The sequence below is a fragment of the Streptomyces kanamyceticus genome (assembly GCF_008704495.1).
GTDB classification, from domain to species: Bacteria; Actinomycetota; Actinomycetes; order Streptomycetales; family Streptomycetaceae; genus Streptomyces; species Streptomyces kanamyceticus.
Genome location: NZ_CP023699.1, coordinates 2,226,495 through 2,243,400 on the forward strand (window position 1 = coordinate 2,226,495; position 16,906 = coordinate 2,243,400).

At 71.7% G+C, this 16,906-nt stretch carries 12 protein-coding genes; 5 read left to right on the forward strand and 7 right to left on the reverse strand.

Annotated elements, in window-relative coordinates; all coding sequences use genetic code 11:
- Positions 1-108 precede the first annotated feature (108 nt).
- The 5 genes from CP970_RS08930 to CP970_RS08950 form a co-directional block, all read right to left on the reverse strand.
- Positions 109-1,272, reverse strand: a complete 1,164-nt coding sequence (locus CP970_RS08930) for an XdhC family protein (protein ID WP_150493152.1) — start codon at positions 1,270-1,272, stop codon at positions 109-111.
- Positions 1,273-1,317: 45 nt separating this feature from the next.
- On the reverse strand, positions 1,318-2,772 hold the full coding sequence (locus CP970_RS08935) for an NCS2 family permease (protein ID WP_055554024.1): 1,455 nt from the start codon (positions 2,770-2,772) through the stop codon (positions 1,318-1,320).
- A gap of 232 nt (positions 2,773-3,004) precedes the next feature.
- Positions 3,005-5,395: a xanthine dehydrogenase family protein molybdopterin-binding subunit gene (locus CP970_RS08940; RefSeq protein WP_055554022.1), complete on the reverse strand. Its 2,391-nt coding sequence runs from the start codon at positions 5,393-5,395 to the stop codon at positions 3,005-3,007.
- Between the two features lie 2 nt (positions 5,396-5,397).
- Entirely contained in the window at positions 5,398-6,000 is a 603-nt protein-coding gene (locus CP970_RS08945; protein ID WP_055554020.1) for a (2Fe-2S)-binding protein, read from the reverse strand.
- Positions 6,000-6,890, reverse strand: coding sequence for an FAD binding domain-containing protein (locus tag CP970_RS08950; RefSeq protein ID WP_055554017.1), 891 nt, complete (start codon positions 6,888-6,890; stop codon positions 6,000-6,002). Before CP970_RS08950 ends, CP970_RS08945 begins: the two co-directional genes overlap by 1 nt.
- Positions 6,891-7,228: 338 nt before the next feature.
- On the opposite strand from CP970_RS08950, the gene CP970_RS08955 reads away from it, so the two are divergent.
- Both CP970_RS08955 and CP970_RS08960 read left to right on the forward strand, forming a co-directional pair.
- Positions 7,229-8,905 carry a PucR family transcriptional regulator gene (locus CP970_RS08955; protein WP_055554015.1) on the forward strand — a complete coding sequence of 559 codons (1,677 nt, stop codon included), beginning with the start codon at positions 7,229-7,231 and terminating at the stop codon, positions 8,903-8,905.
- A 223-nt stretch (positions 8,906-9,128) separates the two neighbouring features.
- The gene (locus CP970_RS08960) at positions 9,129-9,893 is read left to right on the forward strand and encodes a hypothetical protein (protein ID WP_317987147.1); all 765 of its coding nucleotides are present in this window, start codon (positions 9,129-9,131) and stop codon (positions 9,891-9,893) included.
- 221 nt (positions 9,894-10,114) lie between these two features.
- Here CP970_RS08960 and CP970_RS08965 read toward each other — a convergent pair whose 3' ends face one another.
- A complete protein-coding gene (locus tag CP970_RS08965; RefSeq protein ID WP_107099138.1) occupies positions 10,115-10,834 on the reverse strand; it encodes a GntR family transcriptional regulator in 720 nt (239 codons plus the stop codon).
- A gap of 200 nt (positions 10,835-11,034) precedes the next feature.
- Here CP970_RS08965 and CP970_RS08970 point away from each other — a divergent pair, with 200 nt between their 5' ends.
- Positions 11,035-11,898, forward strand: a complete 864-nt coding sequence (locus CP970_RS08970; RefSeq protein WP_055556345.1) for a (2Fe-2S)-binding protein — start codon at positions 11,035-11,037, stop codon at positions 11,896-11,898.
- A 188-nt stretch (positions 11,899-12,086) separates the two neighbouring features.
- Positions 12,087-13,148: a DUF2637 domain-containing protein gene (locus tag CP970_RS08975; protein WP_055556342.1), complete on the forward strand. Its 1,062-nt coding sequence runs from the start codon at positions 12,087-12,089 to the stop codon at positions 13,146-13,148.
- An 18-nt stretch (positions 13,149-13,166) separates the two neighbouring features.
- Here CP970_RS08975 and CP970_RS08980 read toward each other — a convergent pair whose 3' ends face one another.
- The gene (locus tag CP970_RS08980) at positions 13,167-13,661 is read right to left on the reverse strand and encodes an ATP-binding protein (protein WP_055556340.1); all 495 of its coding nucleotides are present in this window, start codon (positions 13,659-13,661) and stop codon (positions 13,167-13,169) included.
- 181 nt (positions 13,662-13,842) lie between these two features.
- Here CP970_RS08980 and CP970_RS08985 point away from each other — a divergent pair, with 181 nt between their 5' ends.
- Complete coding sequence (locus CP970_RS08985; protein ID WP_150493154.1) at positions 13,843-16,899, forward strand: alpha-mannosidase; 3,057 nt, start codon at positions 13,843-13,845, stop codon at positions 16,897-16,899.
- Positions 16,900-16,906 lie beyond the last annotated feature (7 nt).

Consider the following 16,906-nt stretch of genomic DNA (forward strand, 5'->3'; position numbering starts at 1 on the left):
GCGGGGAACTGCGCGAAGGAGCGCGGGGAACTCCGCAAGGGGCGCGGGGAACTGCGCGCCCAGCCACGACCAACCCGCACCCGACACCCCGCCCCCGGCAACGAGCCCTCAGGCCACGGACCCGATCCGCCCCGAAGCCCCCCGCGCTCCATCCGGATGGATGGGCGTGTGCGCCCCGGTCAAGGACACCCCACTGCCACCCCGCCGATTGGCGACGATCTCCGAGGCGATGGACAGCGCGGTCTCCTCGGGCGTACGCGCACCGAGGTCGAGCCCGATGGGCGACCGCAGCCGCGCAAGCTCAAGCTCGGTCACACCCACGTCCCGCAACCGCGCGTTGCGGTCCTCGTGCGTACGGCGCGAGCCCATCGCGCCGACGTAGGCGACGGGCAGCCGCAGCGCGTGCCGCAACAACGGCACGTCGAACTTGGCGTCGTGCGTCAGCACGCACAGCACCGTGCGGCCGTCGGTCTCCGTCCGCTCCAGGTAACGATGCGGCCAGTCAACGACGATCTCGTCGGCGTCCGGGAAGCGGACGGCGGTGGCGAAGACGGGCCTGGCGTCGCAGACGGTGACGCGGTAGCCGAGGAACTTGCCGATGCGTACGAGCGCCGACGCGAAGTCGATCGCGCCGAACACGATCATGCGGGGCGGCGGCACGCTCGACTCGACGAGCAGCGAGAGCGGCTGACCGCAGCGCGAGCCGTCCGCGCCAATCTCGACGACGCCGGTCTGCCCCGCGTCCAGCATGGCGCGGGCCTCCCCCGCCGCCGTGCGGTCCAGCTCCGGGTGTCCGCCGAGCCCTCCCTCGTACTCCGCTGAGGACTCCCCTGAGGAACGTACGAGAAGGGCGCGGCCCACCAGTTCGGCGGGCCCGGACGTGATGCGGGCGACCGCCGCCGCCTCCCCCGAGGAGGCGGCGGCGAGAGCGGCCGCGAACACGGTCCGCGCCGGGGAGTCCGCGCGGACCGGGGTGATCAGGATGTCGATGATGCCGCCGCAGGTAAGACCCACGGCGAAGGCGTCGTCGTCGCTGTAGCCGAAGCGTTCGAGGACGGTCTCGCCGTCCTCAAGCGCCTGCTGGCACAGTTCGTAGACGGCACCCTCCACACATCCGCCGGAGACCGAGCCGATCGCCGTGCCCTCGCTGTCGACGGCGAGCGCGGCACCCGGTTGCCGGGGCGCGCTCCCGCCGACGGCCACCACGGTGGCGACGGCGAACTCACGTCCCTGCCCGACCCACCGGTTCAGCTCGTCGGCGATGTCCAGCATGTCGGCCTCCTGCTATGTCTCGGGATGTGCGGAGGGCGCGGCGCCTCAGTGGACGCCCAGCCATCCTTCGATGGGGTTGAGGGCGAAGTAGACGATGAAGATCACCGTCAGGCCCCACATGAAGGCGCCGATCTCGCGCGCCTTGCCCTGCGCGATCTTGATGGCGACCCAGGAGATGACGCCCGCCGCGACACCGGTGGTGATGGTGTACGTGAAGGGCATGAGCACCACGGTCAGGAAGACCGGGATGGCGGTGGCGCGGTCGGCCCAGTCGACGTGCCGGGCGTTCATCATCATCATCGCTCCGATGACGACGAGCGCCGCGGAGGCGACCTCCTGCGGCACGATCGCGGTGAGCGGCGTGAAGAAGAGGCAGGCCGCGAAGAACAGGCCGGTGACGACCGAGGCGAGCCCGGTACGGGCGCCTTCGCCGACGCCGGTCGCGGACTCGACGAAGACGGTCTGGCCGGAGCCGCCCGCGACGCCGCCGATGGCACCGCCCGCGCCGTCGATGAACAGCGCCTTGGACAGGCCCGGCATGCGGCCCTTGTCGTCGGCGAGGTTGGCCTCGGTGCCGACGCCGATGATGGTGGCCATCGCGTCGAAGAACCCGGCGAGCACGAGGGTGAAGACGATCATGCCGACGGTCATCGCGCCGACCTCGCCCCAGCCGCCGAACTCGACGTCGCCGAAGAGCGAGAAGTCGGGGGACGATACGGCGCTGCCGTGCAGTTCCGGCGTGCCGTTGGCCCACTGCTTGGGGTCGACGACGTCCAGGGCGTTGAGGACGACGGCGACGATGGTGCCGGTGACGATGCCGATCAGGATCGCGCCGGGGATGTTGCGCGCCTGCAGCATGAAGATGAGGAGCAGGGTGCCCGCGAAGATCAGGACGGGCCAGCCCTGGAGCTCTCCCGCGGGGCCGAGCGTGAGCGGGGTGGCCTTGCCCTGGTGGACGAAGCCGCCCTTGACCAGGCCGATGATGGCGATGAAGAGCCCGATGCCCATGGTGATGCCGTGCTTGAGGGCGAGCGGGATCGCGTTCATGATCATCTCGCGTAGCCCGGTGATCACGAGCAGCATGATCACCACGCCGTACATCACACACATGCCCATGGCCTGCGGCCAGGTCATCTCGGGTGCGACCTGCGAGGAGATCACTCCGGACACGGAGAGTCCGGCGGCCAGGGCCAGCGGCACCTTGCCGACGAAGCCCATGAGGAGCGTGGTGAACGCCGCGGCGAACGCCGTCGCGGTGATCACGGCCTTGGTGGCCATGGTGTCCCCCGCCGCGTCCTTGCCGGACAGGATCAGGGGGTTGAGCAGGAGGATGTACGCCATCGCCATGAAGGTGGTGACGCCGCCGCGTATCTCACGCGCGACCGTGGATCCTCGCCCGGATATGTGGAAGTACCGATCGAGCCAAGACCTTCCGGCGGGGACGCGCGAGCCGGGGCCCGCGTCCTCTGCGGTGGTCTTCGGCTCCACAGACTGGGTCATGGTGCCTACTCCCAAGGTTCACAGGGGCACCCGCTGACTGCGGGATTTGGGATGGTGCGTTGGCTGCACGACCCGGGGGACGGCCCGAGACGAACGACATCTCCCTCAAGGAGAAGGGGAGTTGAGCTCCGAGCGGTGCGGGCGGCGGAAGTGTGACGTTCCTGGGAGGCACACACCGCTCGGAGAACCTTGCGCCGGTCCCCGAGCGGAGGACCGGTCCCTCAGCGAGGGATCACGTACCGGTGAGGTGCTCGGGGCGTACCGGCGTCTTGTTGAGCTCCAGGCCCGTCGCGTTCCTGATGGCCGCGAGGACCGCGGGGGTGGACGACAGGGTCGGGGCCTCGCCGATGCCACGGAGCCCGTAGGGCGCGTGCTCGTCGGCGAGTTCGAGCACGTCGACCGGGATGGTCGGGGTGTCGAGGATGGTGGGGATCAGGTAGTCCGTGAAGGACGGGTTCCTGACCTTCGCGGTCTTCGGGTCGACGATGATCTCCTCCATGACCGCGACGCCGAGGCCCTGGGTGGTGCCACCCTGGATCTGGCCGATCACGGACAGCGGGTTGAGCGCCTTGCCGACGTCCTGGGCGCAGGCCAGTTCGATGACCTTGACCAGGCCGAGCTCGGTGTCGACCTCCACGACCGCGCGGTGCGCGGCGAAGGAGTACTGGACGTGGCCGTTGCCCTGCCCGGTGACCAGGTCGAAGGCCACGGTGGGGCGGTGGCGCCACTCGGCCTCGATCTCGACGGTCTCGCCTTCGAGGACGTCGACCAGGTCGCGGAGGACCTCGCCGCCGTCGGTGACGACCTTGCCGCCTTCGAGCAGGAGCTCGGCGGTGGCCCAGGCTGGGTGGTACGTACCGAACTTGCGGCGGCCGATCTCCAGGACCTTCTCGCGCACGAGCTCGCAGGAGTTCTTGACGGCGCCGCCGGTGACGTACGTCTGACGGGACGCGGACGTCGATCCGGCGCTGCCCACCTGGGTGTCGGCGGGGTGGATCGTCACCTGCGTGACGCCCAGCTCGGTCCGCGCGATCTGCGCGTGGACGGTGACGCCGCCCTGGCCGACCTCGGCCATCGCGGTGTGCACGGTCGCGACCGGCTCGCCGTTGATGACCTCCATGCGCACCTTGGCGGTGGAGTAGTCGTCGAAGCCCTCGGAGAAGCCGACGTTCTTGATGCCGACCGCGTAGCCGACCCCGCGTACGACGCCTTCGCCGTGCGTGGTGTTGGACAGGCCGCCCGGCAGCTGGCGCACGTCGGCGCCCTCGCTGGACTCCCACTGGCGCTCGGGCGGCAGCGGGCGGGCCTTGACGCGGCGCAGGATCTCGGCGACCGGGGCGGGCGAGTCGACCGGCTGCCCGGTCGGCAGGAGCGTGCCCTGCTCCATGGCGTTGAGCTGGCGGAACTCGACCCGGTCCATGCCCACCTTGTCGGCGAGCTTGTCCATCTGGGCCTCGTAGGCGAAGCAGGCCTGGACGGCGCCGAAGCCGCGCATCGCGCCGCAGGGCGGGTTGTTCGAGTAGAGGGCGATCGCCTCGATGTCGACGTCGTCGATCACGTACGGGCCGACCGAGAGGGACGAGGCGTTGCCCACGACCGCCGGGGAGGCGGACGCGTAGGCGCCGCCGTCCAGGACGATCTTGCACTTCATGTGCGTGAGCTTGCCGTCCTTGGTGGCGCCGTGCTCGTAGTAGAGCTTCGCCGGGTGGCGGTGGACGTGGCCGAAGAAGGACTCGAACCGGTTGTAGACGATCTTGACCGGCTTGCCGGTGCGCAGCGCCAGGAGGCAGGCGTGGATCTGCATCGAGATGTCCTCGCGGCCGCCGAACGCGCCGCCGACGCCGGAGAGCGTCATGCGCACCTTCTCCTCGGGCAGGCCGAGGACGGGGGCGATCTGACCGAGGTCCGAGTGCAGCCACTGGGTGGCGACGTACAGCTCCACGCCGCCGTCCTCGGAGGGCACCGCGAGGCCGGACTCCGGGCCGAGGAAGGCCTGGTCCTGCATGCCGAAGGTGTACTCGCCCTTGACGATGAAGTCGGCCTTCTTGGCGGCCTCTTCGGCGTTGCCGCGGACGATCGGCTGGCGGTGCACGATGTTCGGGTGCGGGACGTGACCGATGTGGTGGTCGTCGCGGCCCTCGTGCACGAGCACGGCGTCGGGAGCGGTCGCCGAGGCCTCATCGGTGATGAGGGGCAGCTCCTTGTACTCGATCTGGATCTTGGCGGCGGCGCGGCGCGCGGTCTCCGGGTGGTCGGCGGCCACGATGGCCACCGGCTCGCCGTGGTGGCGGACCTTCTTGTGCGCGAGGACCGGGGTGTCCTGGATCTCCAGGCCGTAGTTCTTCACCGCGGCGGGGAGGTCGTCGTAGGTCAGGATCGCGTAGACGCCGTCCATGGCCAGGGCCTCGGAGGTGTCGATGGACACGATCTCGGCGTGCGCGACGGTGGAGCGCAGCGTCTGGCCCCACAGCATGTCCTCGTGCCACATGTCCGAGGAGTACGCGAATTCGCCGGTGACCTTCAGGGTGCCGTCCGGGCGCAGCGTCGACTCACCGATGCCGCCCTTGGTCTGCGAGCCCTGGGTGATCTTGGTGGGTGCGCCGGTCGTACGGGTGGATCCCATGGTCAGACCGCCCCTTCCTGGAGTCCTTGACGGTCCTGGCGGGCGGCGGCGAGACGCACCGCGTCCAGGATCTTCTCGTAACCGGTGCAGCGGCAGAGGTTGCCGGAGAGCGCCTCGCGGATGTCCGCGTCGGAGGGCTGCGGGTTGCGCTCCAGCATCTCGTCGGCCGCGACGAGCAGGCCGGGGGTGCAGAAGCCGCACTGGACGGCGCCCGCGTCGATGAACGCCTGCTGGATCGGGGAGAGGTCGCCGCCCTCGCCGGTCTGCGAGTCCGTTCCCTTGGCCGCCCACTGCTGAGCGTCCTGCAGCGACGTACCGCAGGCGCCGGACGCGCAACCGCCGTGTTCCTCACGCTGCTTGGCGAAGTCGGCCAGGCCCTCGACGGTCACGACTTCGCGACCCTCGACCTGTCCGGCGGCCACCAGACACGAACACACCGGCACCCCGTCGAGCCGGACGGTGCAGGAGCCGCACTCGCCCTGCTCGCAGGCGTTCTTGGAGCCGGGCAGGCCCATCCGCTCGCGCAGCACGTACAGGAGGGACTCGCCCTCCCACACGTCGTCCGCTTCCTGCTGACGGCCGTTGACCGTGAAGTTCACGCGCATCATGCGACTCCCTCAGTGCTGCGGCCGTTGCCGCGGTACGACTCCCAGGTCCAGCCGAGCGTGCGGCGGGCCATGATCCCGACGGCGTGGCGGCGGTAGCTGGCCGTGCCGCGCACGTCGTCGATCGGGTTGGCGGCACCGGAGGCCAGCGCCGCGAACTGCTTGGCGATCGAGGGGGTGATGATCTTCTTGCTGTCCCAGAAGCCGCCCTCTTCGAGCGCCGCGTTCAGGAATTCCTCGGCCGCCTTCGCCCGGATGGGGGTCGGGGCGGCGGAGCCGATGCCGGTCCGCACGGTCCGGGTCTCGGGGTGCAGCGCGATGCCGAAGGCGCAGACCGCGATGACCATCGCGTTGCGGGTGCCGACCTTCGAGTACTGCTGCGGTCCGTCCGCCTTCTTGATGTGCACGGACTTGATCAGCTCGTCCGCGGCGAGGGCATTGCGCTTCACGCCGGTGTAGAAGTCGTCGATCGGGATGAGGCGCGAGCCCCGCACGGACTCCACCTCGACCTCGCAGTCGGCGGCGAGCAGCGCCGGGTGGGCGTCACCGGCGGGGGACGCCGTGCCGAGGTTGCCGCCCACGCCGCCGCGGTTGCGGATCTGCGGGGACGCGACCGTGTGCGAGGCGAGCGCGAGACCGGGGAGCTCCGTGCGCAGCTCCTCCATGATCTGGGTGTACGGGACGGAGGCGCCCAGCTGGACCGTCTCCTCGCCCACCGACCACTCGCGCAGCTCGGCGACGCGGTTGAGGTCGAGCAGGTACTCGGGACGACGGTGATCGAAGTTGATCTCGACCATGACGTCGGTGCCACCCGCAATCGGCACAGCCGTGGGGTGCTCGGCCTTGGCGGCGAGCGCCTCCTCCCAGCTGGCGGGGCGAAGGAAGTCCATGAGGCTCTCTTCTTCGTATCGAGGGTCGTTCGCTTCGAGGGATCAGGGGATTCCGTTCCGGCCACTCGGGCCGTTGGTCCCTCGACTGCTTCTTCATGTGCTGTTAACGCGGAGTGGGCCAAGTACACCGCTCGCTCCTCCGATGGGGTCAGTCACCGAAACCATGAAGGAGTTGGCTGGCCAAGGCGCGCGTCTTGTAGATTCGTATGAAGAACGGGTCCCAGTAACCTCGCGGATTCCCCCCGGAAACCGGAGCCGCACCGCGGCACAGGGCCCCCGCGCTACAGAGCGCACATGTTTGTACACACCATTCGAGACAGATCGGCGGCGACGACCCCATGCGGCTGCGCGCACTCCTTGACACCGACGCGCTGGGCCTGCGGCTGCTCGGCGGCGAGGACGAGCTGGACCGCACCGTGCGCGGTGTGATGACCACGGACCTGCGGGACCCCAGCCGCTACCTGGCGGGCGGCGAGCTGGTGCTCACCGGCCTCGCCTGGCGCCGCGACGCCTCGGACACCGAACCCTTCGTACGCCTCCTCGCGGGCGCCGGGGTGGCGGCCCTGGCCGCCGGTGAGGCCGAGCTCGGGGCCATCCCCGACGACATCGTCGAAGCCTGCGCCAGGCACCGCCTGCCGCTCTTCGCGGTCAACGAACGGGTCGCCTTCGCGACCATCACCGAGCACGTCGTACGTCAGGTCTCCGGCGAGCGCGCCGGGGACCTGGCGGCCGTGGTCGACCGGCACCGCCGCCTGATGACCTCGGGTCCCGCGGGCGGCGGCCCCGACGTCGTCCTCGACCTGCTCGGCACCGACCTGGACCTGCGGGCCTGGGTGCTCTCCCCCGCCGGGCGGGCCATCGCGGGGTCCAGCGCGGGCGGCGCGGCGCTGCCCGCGGCCGTCTGCGCGCGCCTCGCGGGGGAACACCTGGCCGCCACGCGCACCGGGCGGCGTGGGCCGCACCGGGTGACGGTGGACGGTGCGACGTACTCGCTGTTCCCCATTCGGACCAGTGGCAGGGGATCGGCCGGCGCGTCCCGCGACGTGCGCGAGACGGTCCTCTCGGACTGGCTGCTCGCCGTCGAGGCCGACGCGGGCGACTGGCCCGAGGAGCGCCTCGACCTGCTGCAGGGCGTGACCCAGCTGATCGCGGTCGAGCGGGACCGCCGCGACGCGGCCCGCACGGTGCGGCGCAGGCTCGCCCAGGAGGTCCTCGAACTGGTGCAGACGGGCGCGGCGCCCGCCGAGATCGCCGCCCGCCTGCGCGTCGCGGCCCCGGTGCTCCTGCCGGGTCTCGGCGCGGCCCCGCACTGGCAGGTCGTCGTGGCCCGCGTGGAGTGGGAGGGCGGCGAGGTCGACGGCGGTCCGGTCGCCCAGGCGCTCCTGGAGGAGATCCTCGTCGACCCGCTGTCGTCCGGGCCCGAGCCCTCCGACCGGATCGCGGTCGCCCACACCGGCGACGAGGCCATCGCCCTGGTGCCGCTGCCCTCGGTCTCCAGCGAGCACGACGGCTCGGAGACGGGACTGCTCGCGGACTCCCTCCTGGCGGCGGTGCGCGATCCGCTCACCCCGGGCCTCGCCGACGACGGCCGCCTCACGCTTGGCGTCAGCGCGTCCGTGCACTCGGCGGAGGGCCTGCGCGGCGCCCTGGAGGAGGCGCGGCACGCCCGCCGGGTCGCCGCGGCCCGGCCGGGGCGGGTCTGCGCGGCCGGGCACCAGGAGCTCGCCTCGCACGTCCTGCTGCTGCCCTTCGTGCCCGACGACGTCCGCAGGGCCTTCACCGCCCGGCTCCTGGACCCGCTGCGCGAGTACGACCAGCGCCACCGCGCGGAGCTGATCCCGACCCTGGAGGCGTTCCTGGACTGCGACGGCTCCTGGACGCGCTGCGCGGCCCGGCTGCACCTGCACGTCAACACGCTGCGCTACCGGGTGGGCCGTATCGAGCAGTTGACGAGTCGTGACCTCTCGCGCCTTGAGGACAAGCTGGACTTCTTCCTCGCGCTGCGCATGAGTTGAGCAGGTGGGGTGGCCCGTGGGCCGTACGGAGGCCGGGGACGGCGCCCGCGCGTGGGCGCCGTCCCCGGCCTTCATGATCGGCTCCCAAACCCGTTTCCTTGCCCGCCCTTTGTGAATTCTTTCACCCAGCCCCTTGGCCCGGGCCCGCCTTCCATGCTGAGATTCGCCCACGACTCAACAGCTCAATGGTGTGCTCGGGGAGGGCAACGTGGCGCATACCGCCATGTCTGGTACCGGAACGACTGCAGGGGACGATCCACTCCAGACCGCGGTATGGCGGCTGCGCTCGCGCGGCTGCTGGACCGACGCTGCGGCGCTGCTCGCCTCGCGGGCGGGGGCCGCACCGGCCCTCCAGCGCACGTCGCTGCTCGTCGAACGCTGCCTGTTCACCGGCGAGGGCTGGGGCGAGGCCGAGGACGGTCTGCGGACCGCGGAGGCGCTCGCCGACGATGACGACGACCGGGGCGCGGCGGCCTGTGAGCGCGGGCAACTGGCGTACGCGTCAACGGTGTTGGGCGTACGCGACCGGGCCGACGAGGCCCGTACGGCGCTCGGCAGGGCGGCCGCGCTGCTCGCCCCCAACGCACCCGGGCGGCCGCTGCTCGACTTCCGGCGCGGTCTGATCGCGGAGCACATCGCGGACTCGCCGCAGGCCGCGAAGGCGGCCTACCGCAGGGCCCACGCGGGCGCCACGGCGCACTCCGACCCGCTCCTGCTCTCCTTCACCTGGCGCCATCTGGCCGGACTCGCCCTGCGCGACGGCGAGTTGGCGGAGGCGCGGCACGGCTTCACGGAGTCCCTGCGCATCCGCGAGGAGTTGGGCTACCTGGTCGGCACGGCCCCCGCGCTGGCCGCCCTGGCCGACGCCGAACCGGAACCGGAGGCAACCCACCTCCGGGCCGAGGCCACCCGCCTCTTCCGCCTCCTGGGCGGCGTCCCGGCATGGCTGGCCCAACACCTGACGCCACCACCGGCGGCCGCGGTGTAGGACGGGGCGAGGCGGCGGCGCCGGACGGCCCGCTCACCCGCCCCGGTGCCGAACAGCCCCACCACCCGCCCACGGTGCCGACCAGCCCCGCCCACCCGCCCTACGTCGCCGAGCAAACGGGTGGGCGGGTGGGAGTGATCCGCCGCGAAGCGGCGGGACAGGACAGCCACGAACGGCCCGCAGGGAAAGGGCAACCCGAAGCGCCCCTCCCCCCCTCCCCCCTACCCCCCGGCCCCCGCAAAGTGCTCCCGCACCAAGGAGGAGACCACCCCCAGATCCTGGGCGACCAACGCTTCGAGCAGAGCCATGTGCTCCGCCGCGTCCGCGACCAGCTCCGCCCTGCGGCCCGAGACGGGCCCGCTGACGAGCGGCCACTGCGAGCGCCGGTGCAGATCGTCGGCGACCTGCACGAGCTGCCGGTTGCCCGACAGGGAGAGCACCGCGCCGTGGAAGGCGCGATCGGACTCGGCGTAGCGCGCGAGGTCCCCGCCCGCCGCCGCGACCGCGGTCGCCTCCGCGAGTGGCCTGAGTTCGGCCCAGCGCGCGACCGGCACCGTACGGGCCAGGCGCAGCATGACCGGCACCTCGATCAGCGCCCGCACCTCCGCCAGCTCCCCGAGCTCACGCGCGCTGCGCTCGGTGACCCGGAAGCCCCGATTGGGCACGACTTCCACGGCACCTTCGGTGGCGAGCTGCTGCATCGCCTCGCGGACGGGGGTCGCGGAGACGCCGAAGCGCTCGCCGAGTACCGGCGCCGAGTAGACCTCACCGGGGGTGAGCTCGCCGCCGACGAGGGCGGCCCGCAGGGCGTCGAGGATCTGTCCCCGTACCGAAGTGCGCCGCAACGGCGTACGCGGCGCGACCGGCTCGCCGTGCGTGTGCTCGCCCCTGACCCCCGCCCTGGCCCCGTCCGCCTGCTCGGGCACCCGGACACGGGGCATCTCGGCGGGAACGTCCGTCTCGCACGCCCTGGCCTGCTCCACTCGGTCCTCCTCAGGGCCGCCGCACCGCTGCTCCCCCGTCCCGAAAGGTACGAGAGGCACGAGAGGCACCATAGGCGGACAGCACCGCAGTTGAAACCTCGATCACTTCGGGTAAGGTAAGGCTTACCTGCTATCGATCGCGATTCGGTGGTCCTCGCATGTCCGTCCCCACCCTGGCCGCGCCCGCCCGCGGCGGCGCCCACAGCCCCGTCGCGGACTCCTACGCCCGCCTCGCCGAGGTGTTCTCGGGACTGCGCGTCACCGAACTCGGCCACGAGGAACAGGCCCCCCAGGGCGGCGGCTGGGTCACCGCGGCCCGGCTCGCGGAGGGCGGGGCCGACCTCGACGCCTTCCTCGCCTGGGACGACGCACAGGTCCTGAAGGACTACGGCACCCGGGCACGCCCCGACGTGATCGCCAGCTTCGGCCTGCACCGGTACGCCTGGCCCGCCACCCTCCTGATCACGATCCCGTGGTTCCTGCACCGCCGCGTGCCCCGCTACCCGGTGGCGAACGTCTCCTTCCAGCGCACCCTGGGCCGGATGGCCGTACGCCCCGAGGGCTTCGCCTGTCTGCCGGACGACCCGGCCGCGGCGCTGCCCGGCGCCCGTGTCGTACCGGACGAGGAGGCGCTGCGCGCGGAGGTGCGGGCGGCGGTCGCCGAGCACCTCGGCCCGCTCCTGGACGGCTTCGGGCCGCGCATGCGGCGCCGCTCGCGCGCCCTGTGGAGCGTGGCGACCGACGAGATCGTCGAGGGCCTCTGGTACATCGCGCACCTGCTCGGCGAGGAGCGGCGCGCCATGACCGACCTTGAGCTGCTGCTGCCAGGCGCGACCAAGCCGTACGTGGGCACGGCCGGTTTCCGCGAGCTCTCCGGGCCGAACGGCGAGGCGCTGCCGACCAGGGACCGGGCGAGCTGCTGCATGTTCTACACGCTGCGCCCCGAGGACACCTGCGTCACCTGCCCGCGCACCTGCGACGCCGAGCGCATCACGCGGCTCAGCGCGACAGCCGCCGCCTGAACCACCCGTTCGTGCGCGTTTAATCGAACTCAACAGCCTTCACCCCAGCGCGAGTTCGAGTAAAAGTGCGCTCTGCGTGATCCCTTGCACCCCCTTGGCGTTCTCTTGCCCCGAAACCCTCCTGAGGGCCATCGGAATTGGGTCAATATGGCGCCCGAAACGCCTTACCGCGATGCAAGGGACCCCAGATGAGACTGACCGACATATCGCTGGACTGGCTGCTTCCCGGCGGCGTCCTGCTCCTGGGCATGCTGGTGGCGGTGGCAGTGCTCGCGCGCGGCAAGCGTGGCCACGGCAAGGCGGCGAAGTCCGACAGCGACGAGACGTGGGAACGCAGCGAGGAACGCCGCAGGCGCAAGGAGGCCGTCTACGGAACCGCCTCCTACGTCCTCCTCTTCTGCTGCGCGGCGGTCGCCGCCGCACTCTCCTTCCACGGCCTCGTCGGCTTCGGCCGGCAGAACCTCAGCCTCTCCGGAGGCTGGGAGTACCTGGTCCCCTTCGGCCTCGACGGCGCGGCGATGTTCTGCTCCGTACTCGCCGTGCGCGAAGCCAGTCACGGCGACGCGGCCCTCGGCTCGCGCCTCCTCGTGTGGACCTTCGCGGGCGCGGCGGCCTGGTTCAACTGGGTGCACGCGCCCCGGGGGATGGGCCACGCGGGCGCTCCGCAGTTCTTCTCCGGGATGTCGCTCTCGGCGGCGGTGCTCTTCGACCGCGCCCTGAAGCAGACCCGCAGGGCGGCCCTGCGCGAGCAGGGTCTGGTGCCGCGGCCGCTGCCGCAGATCCGCATCGTGCGGTGGCTGCGCGCGCCCCGGGAGACGTACGGCGCCTGGTCGCTGATGCTCCTGGAGGGCGTACGCAGCCTGGACGAGGCCGTCGAGGAAGTGCGGGAGGACCGCCGCGAGAAGGAGCGCACCCGGCTGCGCAGGCGCGATCAGGAGAAGCTGGAGCGCGCGCAGCTCAAGGCGATCAGCAGGGGGCACCGCGGGTACGCCCGCGGGGGCCGACAGGTCGACGTGCAGCCCGCCGTCGCACCGGCGGCAGGGTCCGCGCAGGTCGGCGCGGACCCTGCGATAGCGGCGCAGGAGCAACTGCCGGTACGCGCCCGACCCTCCCTCCAGGCCGTGAAGAGCGGCCCTGACGACGCCACCGCGGTCGCCGTCGACCTGACGGCGGAGGACGACACGCAGACACTGCCCCGGCTCGACTCGCTGGAGCAGAAGCTCAAGGACCTTGAGCAGCAGTTCGGTTGAGACCGGCGGCGGCAGGGGTCAGGCCGTGCCGCCGTCGTTCAGTTCGAACCACACGGCCTTGCCCACCCCGTGCGCCCGTACGCCCCACGCGTCGGCGAGGGACTGCACGAGGATCAGGCCCCTGCCGTGCGTACCGTCGTCGGCGTTCGGTACGCGCGCCTTGGGGCGCCGTCCCACGAAGTCCCGTACCTCCACCCGGAGCCGGTTCGGACCCACGGTCGCGGTGACGATCGCGTCGTGATCGGTGTGCACCAGGGCGTTGGTGACGAGTTCGCTGGTGAGCAGCTCCGCCACCTCCGATCTGCCGGGCATGCCCCAGTGACTCAGGAGCTCCCGTAGAGCACGCCTGACCTCGGACACGGCCCGCAGGTCCGACCTGCCGAGCCTGCGCCTGAGCTGGACCCGGGCGGGCCCCGCTGACGCCTCGTCGGTCGTGCCTTCCCGAACGTCGGAAACGTCGGATGAAGTGGCCCCGATTCCCCCGGAGTCGCCCCCACATACCTGCCTCGTCATGACCCCGCCCACCAGCCGATGACTATGACCTTTCCTCCTTGCTCGAACACGTTCACGGGATGCATGCCCCGGGCCCATGGCGGCACGCCTGTCGAATCGTCAACCACTGGCGGGGGTGCCCCCGGGGCTGGCGGGGAAGTGAAGCGGTGGACCCCGCCGCCGAGCGTTCCGAGGAGCCCGAGTGCACGACGACAGACTGCTGGTGGAAGGACGCCTGGAGCGGGCGCTGCGCCAGTTCATCCGCCCCGCCCAGTACGCGCGGCGGGTGCCGCTGACCCTCTCCGTGTGGCACGCGCCGGGCGAGCCGGTACCCGTGACGACGGCCATCGACGCCGCGTACGAACCCTTCGAGACCGGTACCGAGTGGGGAAGTCCCTGGTCGACAAGTTGGTTCCGGATTCAAGGAGAAGTGCCTGCCGAGTGGCAGGGGCAGCGGGTCGAGGTGGTCGTCGATCCTGGCTTCTCCGGGGAAGGGCCCGGCTTCCAGGCGGAGGGTCTGGTGTACGACGCGGCGGGCGTTCCCCTGAAGGGGATTCACCCGCGCAATCGGCATATTCCGGTGGCCTCCCCCGCCCGGGGCGGCGAAGCGGTGCACCTGCTTCTGGAGGCGGCGGCGAATCCCACCGTTCTGCACGACTTCGTACCGACACGTCTCGGCGACGTACTGACCGCAGGCAATACCCCGATCTACCGATTCACGTCTGTCGATCTCGCCGTACTGGACGAGGACGTCTGGCAGTTGATCCTCGACATCGAGGTCCTCTCGGAGCTCATGGCGGAACTGGACGCCGACCGTCCGCGACGGCACGAGATCCTGCGGGCCCTGGAGGACATGCTCGACGCGCTCGATCTGCACGACGTGTCAGGGACGGCCGCCGCGGCGCGCGCCGCGCTCGCCGAGGTCCTCGCGCGGCCCGCCCACGCCAGCGCCCACCGCGTATCGGCGGCCGGGCACGCGCACATCGACTCGGCCTGGCTGTGGCCGCTGCGCGAGACGGTGCGCAAGGCGTCCCGCACCTTCGCCAATGTGACGGCGCTCGCCGAGGAGTATCCCGAGCTGGTCTTCGCCTGTTCGCAGGCCCAGCAGTACGCCTGGGTGAAGGAGCACCAGCCGCACATCTGGGACCGCATCAAGAAGGCGGTGGCGGACGGGAATTGGGCCCCGGTCGGCTCCATGTGGGTCGAGTCGGACGCCAACATGCCGGGCGGCGAGGCGCTCGCCCGGCAGATCACGCACGGCAGGCGGTTCTTCCGTGAGGAGTTCGGCATCGAGACGGAGGAGATCTGGCTGCCGGACTCCTTCGGATACACCGCCGCCTTCCCGCAGTTGGCGAAGCTCGCGGGCATCCGCTGGTTCCTCACGCAGAAACTGAGCTGGAACCAGACCAACAAGATGCCGCACCACACCTTCTGGTGGGAGGGCATCGACGGCACCCGCGTCTTCACCCACTTCCCGCCCGTCGACACCTACAACTCGCAGTTCCACGGCTCCGAACTCGCCCACGCCGAACGGAACTTCGCCGACAAGGGCCGGGCGACCCGCTCCCTGGTGCCGTTCGGCTGGGGCGACGGCGGGGGCGGCCCGACCCGCGAGATGATGGAGCGGGCCCGGCGCCTGCGCTCCCTGGAGGGCTCGCCGCGCGTCGAGATCGAGAAGCCGTCGGCGTTCTTCGCGGCGGCCGAGGAGGAGTACGGGGCGCGGGCCCCCGTCTGGTCCGGCGAGCTCTACCTGGAGCTGCACCGCGCGACGTACACCACCCAGGCCGCGACCAAGCGTGGCAACCGTCGCAGTGAACACGCCTTGCGCGAGGCGGAGTTGTGGTGCACGGCGGCCGCGGTGCGCGATCCGGCGTACGTCTATCCGTACGACACCCTGGACCGACTGTGGAAGACGGTCCTGCTGCACCAGTTCCACGACATCCTGCCGGGCTCCTCCATCGCCTGGGTGCACCGCGAGGCACGCGACACCTATGAGCGCGTCGTCGCCGAGCTCGGCGAACTCACCCTGGCGGCCGCCCGGTCGCTCGGCGCGGGCGGACCCGCCGCGCTGAACGCCTCGCCGTACCCGCGCAGCGAGGTCGTCGAGAGCGAGGACGGCACGCTGGTGCACGTCCAGGTGCCCGCGCTCGGCACCCAGAGCCTGTCGGTGGCCGCGGGCTTCACCCGGGAGCCCGGCAGGGGCGCGGCCGCGGCGAGCGACGGCACGGCGATCGTGCTCTCGAACGAGCACCTGCGCGTCACCGTCGACGCCGCGGGGCTGATCACCTCCGTCCACGACGCGGCCGAGGACCGCGAGGTCCTCGCCGCTCCGGGCAACCTCCTCCAGCTGCACCCCGACCACCCCACGCACTACGACGCCTGGGACCTCGACCGGCACTACCGGCACCGGCACACCGACCTCACGGACGCCGAGTCCGTCGAGCTCGTCGAGGACGGGCCGCTGCGCGTCGCGGTGCGCGTGGTGCGCGCCTTCGGGGCCTCCCGGATCACCCAGGAGATCCGCCTGGCGGCCGGGAGCGGGCGCGTCGACATCGTCACCGACGTCGACTGGCGCGAGTCGGAGAAGGTCCTCAAGGCCGCCTTCCCCCTCGACGTGCACGCCGAACGGTCCGCCGCCGAGATCCAGTTCGGCCATGTGCACCGGCCGACCCACGCCAACACCGGCTGGGACGCGGCCCGTTACGAGATCTGCGCGCACCGCTGGCTGCGGGTCGCCGAGGAGGGGTACGGCGTCGCGCTGCTCAACGACTCGACGTACGGCCACGACGTGACCCGCACCGAGCACGACGGCACGCTCGGCACCACCGTCCGCCTCACCCTGCTGCGGGCCCCGCACAGCCCGGATCCGGAGACCGACCAGGGCACGCACCGCTTCACGTACGCGCTGCTGCCCGGGGCGACGACGGGGGACGCCGTCGCGGAGGGGCTCGCGCTCAACCTGCCGCTGCGGGTGACGGCCGCGCCGGTGCTCGCGTCGCTGGTGGCCGTCGACCACCCCGCGGTCACCGTCGAGTCGGTGAAGCTCGCGGACGACCGGGGCGGCGACGTCGTGGTGCGCCTCTACGAGTCGCGGGGCGGGCGGGCCGCCGCGACGCTCAGCACGTCGTTCCCGGTGGCGCGGGCCGAGGTGACCGACCTCCTGGAGCGCCCGGTCGAACCGGCGCGGACCAGCGAGGCCGGTCTCTCGCTCGCGCTGCGGCCGTTCCAGATCGTGACGCTGCGGCTGCGCCCGGCGTGAGCCCGCC

Coding starts and splice junctions, on each gene's coding strand:
- CP970_RS08975 (WP_055556342.1), top strand. CDS start 12,087: ATGAGACTGACCGACATATCGCTGGACTGGCTGCTTCCCGGCGGCGTC.
- CP970_RS08945 (WP_055554020.1), bottom strand. CDS start 6,000: ATGCGCGTGAACTTCACGGTCAACGGCCGTCAGCAGGAAGCGGACGAC.
- CP970_RS08970 (WP_055556345.1), top strand. CDS start 11,035: ATGTCCGTCCCCACCCTGGCCGCGCCCGCCCGCGGCGGCGCCCACAGC.
- CP970_RS08955 (WP_055554015.1), top strand. CDS start 7,229: ATGCGGCTGCGCGCACTCCTTGACACCGACGCGCTGGGCCTGCGGCTG.
- CP970_RS08950 (WP_055554017.1), bottom strand. CDS start 6,890: ATGGACTTCCTTCGCCCCGCCAGCTGGGAGGAGGCGCTCGCCGCCAAG.
- CP970_RS08960 (WP_317987147.1), top strand. CDS start 9,129: ATGTCTGGTACCGGAACGACTGCAGGGGACGATCCACTCCAGACCGCG.
- CP970_RS08940 (WP_055554022.1), bottom strand. CDS start 5,395: ATGGGATCCACCCGTACGACCGGCGCACCCACCAAGATCACCCAGGGC.
- CP970_RS08965 (WP_107099138.1), bottom strand. CDS start 10,834: ATGCCCCGTGTCCGGGTGCCCGAGCAGGCGGACGGGGCCAGGGCGGGG.
- CP970_RS08930 (WP_150493152.1), bottom strand. CDS start 1,272: ATGCTGGACATCGCCGACGAGCTGAACCGGTGGGTCGGGCAGGGACGT.
- CP970_RS08980 (WP_055556340.1), bottom strand. CDS start 13,661: ATGACGAGGCAGGTATGTGGGGGCGACTCCGGGGGAATCGGGGCCACT.
- CP970_RS08935 (WP_055554024.1), bottom strand. CDS start 2,772: ATGACCCAGTCTGTGGAGCCGAAGACCACCGCAGAGGACGCGGGCCCC.